We start from the raw sequence: 9,532 nt of genomic DNA on the forward strand, positions 1-9,532 counted from the left end.
CGACGGTGCGCTGTTCGAAGTCGCGGTAGTGGCCCCAGACCGCGTCGAGCAGACGCTCGCGCGAAGAGACCCGGCCGCGATACTCGATCAGGTGCCTCAGCAGCCGGAACTCGGTCGGCCCCAGCACGATATTGCGCGCGCCGCGCCGCACCCGGTGGCGGGTCAGGTCCATTTCGAGGTCGGCGAAGCGGAGCTGCTCGGCGGCCATCGCCGGCCGCGCCCGGCGCATCACCGCGCCGATCCGGGCGATCAGCTCCTGCGGCGAGAAGGGCTTGGTGAGATAGTCGTCGGCGCCGGTCTCGAGCCCGCGGATCCGGTCCGCCTCCTCGCTGCGCCCGGTGATCATGATGATCGGCACGTGCGCAACTCCCGGCGTGCGGCGCAGCCGGCGGCAGACCTCGATTCCCGGCAGCCCCTCGATCATCCAGTCGAGGATGATGACGTCGGGCGCGTCCTCCTTGGCGAGGAGCAGCGCCTCCTCCCCGTCCGGCGTCGCGCGCACGGTGAAGCCGTTGCGCTCGAGATGCCACTGGAGCAGTTCGGCGAGGCTCGCATCGTCCTCGACGACCAGCGCCGAGCCCTTCAATTCCCCCTCCCGCCCATGGCGGTCGGCAACGAAACGGCCTGGACTCGCACCTGCCACTCCTCCTCCATCCCGCCTTTGGGTTAGGCGGCGACGGCGGAGGTTCCGTGACGCTTGCGTGACAGTCTTGTGAAATCCCCCGCGGCGGCGGCGGTCAGGCGGCGAGCCTCAGGAACGGCACCGGCGGGGTCGGCTTCAAGATGATCGGGCGGTTGTCGTCCGCCTCGAAGAGCTCGCCGTCGAGGATCACGCTCGAGCGGCTGCCCTCGATGCGGATCTCGTCGCCGCGCTCGAGATGGACCCCGGTCAAGGTGTAGCGCCCGAGCCGCCCGCGCACCGCCGCGACCAGGGCCCGCATCAGCGCCGGCAGGCTGCGGTCGATCAGCAGCAGCTGCATCGATCCGGTCGGCTGGCCCGCGCCGGGCATGTTGCCGCTGAACAGGAGTCGCTGCAGCGTCGTCACCATCAGGAAGGCGAAGGTCCCCTTGAGCACGCCCCGCTTCATCACCGAGATGGTCAGCGGCCGCGCCGGCAGCGGCAGGAAGCGCGCCCTTCGCCCGATCAGGATCGAGGCGAGCCCCATGATCAGGGCGAGGAAATGCGCCACCCCGTTCGGCAGGCCGAGCGGATAGATCTTGTCCCGGCAATAGAGGATCGTGTCGGCCAGACCCGCCCCGCCGAGGAACATGCCGAGCACCGCCCGCCCGCCGGCGCTGCCGTCGGTGAGCGAGATCAGCTCGCGCTGGACGATGTTCGGCGCCATGTCGGTCCGCGCCAGCTCGAGCACCCGCTCGAGCGCGACGATCGGGTCGCCCTCGGCGCCGAGATCGTGCGCGATCAGATTGGTCTTGCCGTTGGGCAGCACCGCGACCGGCGGCGGGTTCCCGGCGAAATGGTCGCCATGATAAAGCTCGGTCAGCGCCGCCTGCACCGTCCCGTCACCGCCGTTCAGCACGAGCAGCTTCGGCTTCACCCGCGCGATCGTCCTGAGCGCCTGGCCGATCTGGCCGACCTCCTCCACCTCGTAGTGGAAGATGTCCTTCTCGCGCGCGCAGAAGCTCCGCACCCGCGGCAACAGGCTCTGGTTGCCGGTCGACCGCGGATTGGAGAGGAGCGCGACGAGAGCCATTTCCTAGCCCGCCGGCCGGATCGAAAGACCGTAGCGGTAGAGCAGGGTGACGCTCACCCCCGAGCCGTTCGGCCCGACGTTGAACGCGACCCGCTCGTAGCTCGGCCGCAGGTTGGTCAGGCTGATCCGCGGGTTGCGCGAAAAGCCGCCGCCGTCACTCCAGCCCGAGCGGCCGTTGCCGTCGAGATCGTGGCGCACCGCCACCGCGTAGCGCCCCGCCGCCGGCACGGCGACGCAGATCGGCATCGGCCCCGAGCGGCTCACCGGCAGGTTGATCTGCCGCACATATTGGCCGCGCTCGAGGAAGCGGTCCGGGTCCGAGCCGTAGACGTTGACCCGGACGTTGCCGCGCCGTTCCTTGAAGCCGCTGACGGTGACGAGGATGCCGGGGCGGTTGCCGCGGCAGGCGGCCGCGTCCGGTCCCATCGCCGCCTGCGCCGCGCCCGGGCCGGCGAGCACCGCGAGGGTCCCCGCGAGGCCGGCCGTGGCTGCTTTGATCTTCCGCTTGGTCATCACTTCGATCTACTCCCGAGAAAGTCCGCAAGGCCGGCGCCGCGCCTGCGGAACCGGCCACATCTTCCCCTGTCGCGCCGCCACATGGCGCGCGCTTGCGGCCAAAACGTGGCGGCGAAGAGACAAATTCAGGGAGGCGCGGCCTAAAATCCTCCCCGAGATTTCTCGGGGAGGGGGACCATGCAACGCATGGTGGAGGGGCCCTACCCCCTCACGCCGGCAGATCGTCGTCCGGATAGGAAGGCGTCTCGTCGTGCGGCGCGTCGGGCTCGAACTTGTCGAGCGCCTTCTCCAGCTCCTCCATCGCCTCGTCGAAGCTCATCCGCTTCGCCGGCGGCCGCCCGTTCTTCTGGTAGCCGGCGAGCCCGCGCTTGTGCTCGCGCAGGAGGTGCATCACCCGCTCGAACTCCGCGCCCTCGTCGCAGTCGCGCGGCCGCACCTTCTTGCCGAGCTGGACCTTGAGCCGCTCGATCGCCGCCAGCCGCATCGCCAGCGCCTCGGCCTCGAGCCGCGCATAGCCCGCCTCGAGCGCCTCGTCCCAGCGCGCGTGGAAGGCGCTGTCGCGGCTCCGGTGGTCGTAGACGGTCGAAACGCACACCCCCGCCGCCGCCGCCGAAGCGGTGACGTCGCAGGTCGCCGCGAAATGGGCGAGGAAGGCGTTCTTGCGCTCTTCGTTGAAGCGCACCCGCCGCAATTTCTTGACCTGCCAGCGCCGCCCCGGCCCCGGCTCCACCAGCCGCGGCCGCGCGCTCTCCGCCACCGCTTCGTCCCACGCCGCCGCGAACACGGCCGAGCGCCCCCGCGCGTCATACAAGGTCTGCACCGCGAACCCGACGCCCTGCGCCGCCGCCTTCACCGTCGCCCCTTCGGCCAGCGCCATCACCACCGCCGCCTCGTCCGCGGCCGAAAACCTGTGCGTGGGCCCACGCCCCGCACGCGCGCCGGCACCAGCGCCGGCGCCATTCGCCTCGCTCATCGTCATGTCTCCCATATGAAAAAGCCGGGCGCGGCATCGCCGCCCCGGCCAGGCGTGCTTTCAAGTCGGACGGAACCGCCCGACGGCTCGGAAAGCACGGCAGCAAAGGAAAACGGGGCCCGCTCCCGGTTCGCCCCGACTCAAAGTGCGCTCCGACTCGGCGCGCGGTTCCGCACGATAGGAAGATTTACCGAAACAGCGTCACGCTGTCAAGAGTTTTGTGCCGGTTTGGTTTGCTCTATTTTGCCTCACCCTCCCCACTTCGTCACCCTGGACTTGATCCGGGGTCCACCTTCCCCCTTCCTCTCGGCGAGTTCTGCGGCCAAGATGAAGCCCATGGGGGCGGAAGTCACTGACGCGGCGGCCATTGAGGCGTTCATCACCCGCTGGGGCAATCTCCCCGGCGGCGCCGAGCGCGCCAACTTCCAGCCCTTCATCTATGAGCTGACCGACCTGCTCGACATCGATCGCCCCGATCCGGCCGAAGGCGGAGTACTTGGCGCCTACCAGTTCGACGGCCCTGTTCCCGGCGGCTCCTTCCGCTCGGCCCACGGAAAAGGCTTCATCGACCTCTACAAGCGCGGCTGCTTCGTCATGGAAGCCAAGCAGTCCCAGCTCGCGCCCGGCGAGAAGGAACAGGGCGGCCTGTTCGACGACGCCAAGATGATTCCGCTCACCCCAGCGGGAGCCCGCTACGACCGGCTGATGGTGAAGGCGCAGGGCCAGGCCAAGAATTATGCCGTCAATCTCCCGGCGAGCGAGCCCACCGTCCCCTTCCTGATTGTCTGCGACATTGGCCGCGCCTTCGAGCTCTTCTTCGATTTCGCCGGCAACGGGCGTGGCTACGGCTTCTTCCCGGATCGCAAGCGCTATCGCATCCCGCTCGCCGCGCTGCGCGAGGACGAAATCCGGCAGCTCCTTCGCGACCTCTGGACCGATCCGGCGTCGCGCGATCCGCGCTTGCGCGCCGCCGAAGTTACTCGTGAGATCTCGCGCAAGCTCGCGGAAGTCAGCGCCCACATCGAGGACGAGAGCGACTACAAACGCGATTTCGCCGCACGAGGGGCGTTGGCGACTGAGGATGTCGCATTGTTTCTGATGCGACTCCTCTTCTGCATGTTTGCCGAAGACATTGAACTGCTTCCCAAGGGCAAGTTCAAGGCGTTCCTCGAAAGCTGCACGAGGACTCCCGACGACTCCCCGGGAGCCCTGATGGACAAGACCCAGCTTAGCAAGGGTCTGCAGGATTTATGGCGCAAGATGGCTGCGCCCCCGCCGGCCGGACGCTGGACCTGGGTTCTCACGGACGAGGTTCGCTACTTCAATGGTGGGCTGTTCGAGGATGATCGCGTCTATCCGCTAAGCCGGAACGATCTCGACAAGCTGATCGATGCTGCTCGCCACGACTGGCGCAAGGTCGAGCCGGCGATCTTTGGGACACTGCTCGAACAGGCGCTGACTGTCCAGGAACGCGCGCGGCTCGGCGCGCATTATACGCCGCGCACCTATGTCGAGCGGCTGGTCGATGCGACGATCATGGAGGTGCTGAACGACGAATGGGAAGCGGCGCAGGAGGGGATGACCGATCCTGGCGCGACGGCGGAGCAGGCGCTGGAGATCGCTCAGGCCTTCCATCGCCGGCTCTCGCAGGTCACCGTGCTCGATCCGGCCTGCGGCACCGGCAATTTCCTCTACGTCGCGATGGAAGCGATCGAGCGGCTGGAGGCGCGGGTGATCGAGGCGATAGACGGCCTCGGCGCCGCCGCCGAGCCGCTCGTCGGCCCGCACCAGTTCTTCGGCCTGGAACTGAACCCACGCGCCGCCAAGATCGCCGAGCTCGTCCTGTGGATCGGCTGGCTCCGCTTCCGCATCGAGAACAATCCCGAAAGCGTCCCCGAGCCGATCCTCGCGCGCGGCGCCAACATCAATTTCGGGCGGCACGGCGGCTACGACGCCGTGCTGCGCCGCGACGAAGCCAACCAGCCGATCCTCGACAATCCGTTGCAGCCCGCCTGGCCCGAAGCCGAGTTTATCGTCGGCAATCCGCCCTTCATCGGCGGGAAGGGCACAGGGATCCGGTCGGTGCTCAGCGGCGAGTATGCCGAGGCGCTGTGGAAGGCGAATTCGTCTGTTCCACCTTCAGCTGATTTCGTCATGCAATGGTGGGACCGGGCGGCTGAAATCCTGACCGCCCCCGAGACCAGGCTGCGTCGCTTCGGCTTCGTCACCACCAATTCGATCGCCCAGGAATTCTCCCGAAGGGTGATTGCCCAACACCTTTCCCCTCCCTTTCAGGGAGGGGATCACGGGGTGGGTGCGAGCGTCCGCGAGCCAGAGGACGCATCCGCGCCCGCCGTGGAAGCGGCCTCGGGGGGATCGACCCCTCTCGACCGCCACCCACCCCCAACCCCCTCCCTGGTAGGGAGGAGAGGATTGTCCCTCATCCTCGCCATTCCCGATCATCCCTGGACGAAGGCGACGAAGGACAGCGCCGCCGTCCGCATCGCGATGACGGTGGCGGAAGCGGGTGCGCGCGAAGGGGTTCTGATGGAGGTGGTACGCGAGGCCAATCTCGACAGCGACGAGCCTCAGGTCGATCTCGCCGTGACCGTGGGGCGGATTAATCCCAACTTGACGATTGGCGCTGACGTGGGCTCGACCAAGGCCCTCACGGCCAATGAAGGCCTCTCATGCAACGGCATGATGCTCGCCGGAAAGGGCTTCAAGATTGATCGCAAGACCGCCGCATTTTTCCTCGCTGAAGATGGCCCATCCGCGCGCAACGTCATTCGCCCGTATCTCGGCGGCGCGGAGTTGATGCAGGGAAGCCGTGGGCAATCTGTAATTGATTTCTTTGGGCTGACCGAAGCCGAAGCGCGTCACCGATTTCCGAGGTGTTACACGCATCTGCTGGACACCGTAAAGCCGGAGCGGGACCAGAATCGACGCAAGGCGATGAAGGAGAGATGGTGGGTCTTCGGTGAGCCGCGACGTACTTTCAGACCCACGCTGGAGCATCTCGAACGATACATTGCCACCACCGAGACCACGAAACACCGGGTCTTTCAGTTTCTGCCGGTCGAGATCGTCCCCGACCACATGATCATCGCCATCGGCAGCGACGACGCCTTTCACCTCGGCGTGCTCTCCTCGCGCATCCACACCGAATGGGCGTTGAAGGCGGGCGGCTGGCTCGGCTTCGGCAACGACCCGCGTTACTCGAAGTCCAAGGTCTTCGACCCCTTCCCCTTCCCCGACGCGACGCCTGAACAATGCGTCCGCATCGCCGAGCTGGCCGAGGAGCTGGATGCCACCCGCAAGACGGCGCTGGAGGAAACACCCGGCCTCACCATGACCGAAATCTACAATCTGCGGGCCCGGCTCGCCTCAGGCGAGACGATGGACTTCGCCGAGCAGGACCGCGCGACCCGCGCCCGCGCCGGAATCGTCAATCGCCTGCACGAGCAAATCGACGCGGCGGTGGCGGAGGCCTATGGCTGGCCCGCCGACCTGACTCCCGCCGAAATCGTCGCCCGCCTCGTCGCGCTCAACGCCGAGCGCGCGGCCGAGGAAGCCGAAGGCAAGATCCGCTGGCTGCGCCCCGATTATCAGCAACCGAGATTCGGCAAGGACTGATCCCGGTGTCTCGTGGGCCCGCTATTGTCAGCCATATTCGATGAGTGCCAAGATCAGAATGTCGTGACGCCCGCTGACGGGGGAAAATTTGAGTAACCGAACGATCTGGGGAATTCACATGCCTCGCGAGCACTTGTCCCCGTGCAAGAAGGCTATGTCGCAATCGGCTGGTACCAATTGGGAAACCTGAGCGAGATCAGGCCGACGCGCGATGCTTTCAAAGCGGCCTATGCGCGCGCTTTTCCAGAAGCGAAGCCCGGCGAGGTGCCAGTCGGCGCGGGGGTGGTTTACAGGTTCTCGGTGGAAATGAAGCCGGGCGACCTGATCATCTTTCCCTCAAAACCGGATCGGATGGTCAACATCGGCGTGATCGAGAGCGATTACATCTACGATCCCTCGTTACCGCTGAACCGGCCGAACACCAGGAAAGTGAGATGGCTGCAGCATATTCCGCGGTCCTCTTTCTCGCAGAGTGCCCTGAACGAAATCGGCTCCGCCCTCACCCTGTTTCAGGTGAGCTCAAACGCCGAGGAATTTCTGGCTGCGCTGGAGGGTGACGCCCTCGCGCCCGAGGAGATCGACGAGGCGAATGCGGATCGGGTCGCTCTGCAAGTGGAGGAGACGACTGAGGACTTCATTATCAAGCGCCTTAAGTCATCCCAGACGCCCTTCCAATTCGAGCATTTCATTGCGCACCTGCTCAAGTGCATGGGCTACTTCGCGCGCGTCACCCAGTCATCGGGCGACGGTGGCGTGGATATTATCGCTCACCGGGACGAACTCGGCTTCGAACCGCCCATCATCAAGGTCCAGTGCAAGCAGATTCTGACGACGATCGGTCGCCCGGAGGTTCAACAGCTGCACGGCGCGATCGAGCGCGGGGAGCATGGCCTGTTTGTCACGCTCGGCAGCTTCTCCGCTGAGGCACGCACGTTCGAGCGCACCAAGCCCAACCTCCGCCTGATCGACGGCGAGAACCTGATTGAACTCATCTACGCCCACTACCACCAGTTCGAGCCACGCTATCAGATGCTCCTGCCGCTGAAGCGTTCCTACGTCCCGGGCCCGGTGATCGGAGCGACGAGCTAAGACGCTCGCGCGGCTATCGCGCCGAGCAGAACCCCAAATCCCCCATGACCTCGCTCCGCTCAGCCTCTATAGGGGCGCCATCCGCGCCGGGCGCGCCAAGGGAAGACGGGCTTGATCCTCGCTGACGCCAACCTGCCCCGGCCTGCCGGTCCTTTCTGGCCCTTCTGGCCGGATCAAAGTACCACTTTGATCCGATGACCCGGATCGATCGCTATCTCGCGCGGCTGATCGCGGTGCCGCTGATCGCGACGCTCGTGCTGGCGGCGATGCTGCTGCTGCTCGAGAAGATGCTGCGGCTGTTCGATTTCGTCGTCTCCGAAGGCGGCCCGGTCGGCGTCGTCTGGCGGATGATGGCGAATCTGATCCCCGAATATCTGGGTCTCGGCATCCCGATCGGGCTGATGCTCGGCGTGTTGCTCGCCTTCCGGCGGCTGGCTTTGTCGTCCGAGCTCGATTCGCTGCGCTCCGTGGGGCTCGGCTATGGGCGGCTGCTGCGCGTGCCCTATCTCTATGCCGTCGTGCTGATGGCGGCGAACGTGGCGATCGTCGGCTTCGTCCAGCCTTATGCCCAATATGCCTATGAAGAATTGCGCTTCGATCTGCGCTCGGGCGCCTTGGGCGCGTCGATCCGGGTCGGCGAGTTCAACAATTTCGGGCGGCGGATGACGCTCCGGGTCGAACGCAGCGAGCGGCGGGGGACCGATCTCCACGGCGTCTTCCTGCGCGCCGAGGGGCGCGACGGGCGGCGGCTGGCGGTGACCGCGGACCGGGGCACCTTCCTCGCCACCGAGGATCCCAATACGATCATCTTCCGCCTCGCCAACGGCCGCCTCGTCCATTCGGAGCGGGATTTTCCGGCGCCCCGGGTGCTGAGCTTCGACCGCTACGACCTGCCCCTCGAGCTGCCCGCGATCCAGTCCTTCCGGGGGCGGGGCAATCCGTTGGAGGAGCTGACCATCACCGAGCTCGCCCGGATCGGGCTCGGCGGGGCCGCGGGGGTCGACGCGCGGCGGCGGGACGCGGCGCGGGCGCATTTCCATTTCCGGCTGGTCGAGATGCTGATGATCCTGATGCTGCCTTTGCTCGCCGTCGCGCTGGCGGTGCCGCCGAAGCGGTCCACGTCCGGGCTGGGCATCTTCCTCTCGATCGTGATGGTGGTGACCTATCACAAGGTGAACCAGTACGCCGAGCAGGCGGGGGCCGCGGGGCGCTTCGATCCCCTGCTCGCGCTCTGGCTCCCCTTCCTCCTCTTCGCCGCGCTCATATTCTGGATGTACTGGACCCTCGCCCACAAGCCCGGCGGCCAACCCATCGCCGCGCTTGAGAAGGCCTTCGCGCTGGTCGGCAAGCGGCTTGGCCGGTTGTTCGGCCGGCGGCGGCAGACACTTGCGGCGGCTGAATGATCAACCTGCAATTCTTTCCGTCGCGCCCGATCGCGTTCTACATGGCGCGCCTGTTCCTGTTGCGCAGCCTCGCGGTGCTGGCGGCCTTGGTCGTCATCCTGATGACGCTCGACCTGCTCGGCAATTCGGGCGAGATTCTCGCCGTCCCGGGCAATGGCGATGCGGAGCTCTGGCGCTATGTCAGCCTGCGGCTGCCGCAGCTC

At 66.5% G+C, this 9,532-nt stretch carries 7 protein-coding genes and 1 pseudogene; 4 read left to right on the plus strand and 4 right to left on the minus strand.

The window, feature by feature from the left end; translation table 11 throughout:
- The 4 genes from ACT4N8_RS10555 to ACT4N8_RS10570 form a co-directional block, all read right to left on the minus strand.
- Positions 1-586 (minus strand): response regulator (locus ACT4N8_RS10555; protein WP_444858085.1); only part of this gene is annotated, 586 nt, incomplete at its 3' end.
- Positions 587-737: 151 nt separating this feature from the next.
- Entirely contained in the window at positions 738-1,712 is a 975-nt protein-coding gene (locus ACT4N8_RS10560) for a diacylglycerol/lipid kinase family protein (protein WP_444858086.1), read from the minus strand.
- A gap of 3 nt (positions 1,713-1,715) precedes the next feature.
- Complete coding sequence (locus tag ACT4N8_RS10565; RefSeq protein ID WP_444858087.1) at positions 1,716-2,225, minus strand: DUF2141 domain-containing protein; 510 nt, start codon at positions 2,223-2,225, stop codon at positions 1,716-1,718.
- Positions 2,226-2,436: 211 nt separating this feature from the next.
- Positions 2,437-3,201, minus strand: a complete 765-nt coding sequence (locus tag ACT4N8_RS10570; protein ID WP_444858088.1) for a hypothetical protein — start codon at positions 3,199-3,201, stop codon at positions 2,437-2,439.
- 336 nt (positions 3,202-3,537) lie between these two features.
- On the opposite strand from ACT4N8_RS10570, the gene ACT4N8_RS10575 reads away from it, so the two are divergent.
- From ACT4N8_RS10575 to ACT4N8_RS10590, 4 genes and pseudogenes are all read left to right on the plus strand, one after another.
- On the plus strand, positions 3,538-6,837 hold the full coding sequence (locus tag ACT4N8_RS10575; RefSeq protein ID WP_444858089.1) for a class I SAM-dependent DNA methyltransferase: 3,300 nt from the start codon (positions 3,538-3,540) through the stop codon (positions 6,835-6,837).
- Between the two features lie 141 nt (positions 6,838-6,978).
- Positions 6,979-7,926 (plus strand): restriction endonuclease, encoded by a 948-nt coding sequence (locus ACT4N8_RS10580; protein WP_444858090.1) that lies wholly within the window; start codon positions 6,979-6,981, stop codon positions 7,924-7,926.
- A gap of 194 nt (positions 7,927-8,120) precedes the next feature.
- Positions 8,121-9,329, plus strand: coding sequence for an LPS export ABC transporter permease LptF (gene lptF, locus ACT4N8_RS10585; RefSeq protein WP_444858091.1), 1,209 nt, complete (start codon positions 8,121-8,123; stop codon positions 9,327-9,329).
- A pseudogene (locus tag ACT4N8_RS10590) lies at positions 9,329-9,532 on the plus strand (LPS export ABC transporter permease LptG); the annotation flags it as partial. The gene lptF and the pseudogene ACT4N8_RS10590, both read left to right, overlap by 1 nt.

Source organism: Sphingosinicella sp., from assembly GCF_052387495.1.
In the GTDB taxonomy this organism is placed as follows: domain Bacteria; phylum Pseudomonadota; class Alphaproteobacteria; order Sphingomonadales; family Sphingomonadaceae; genus Allosphingosinicella.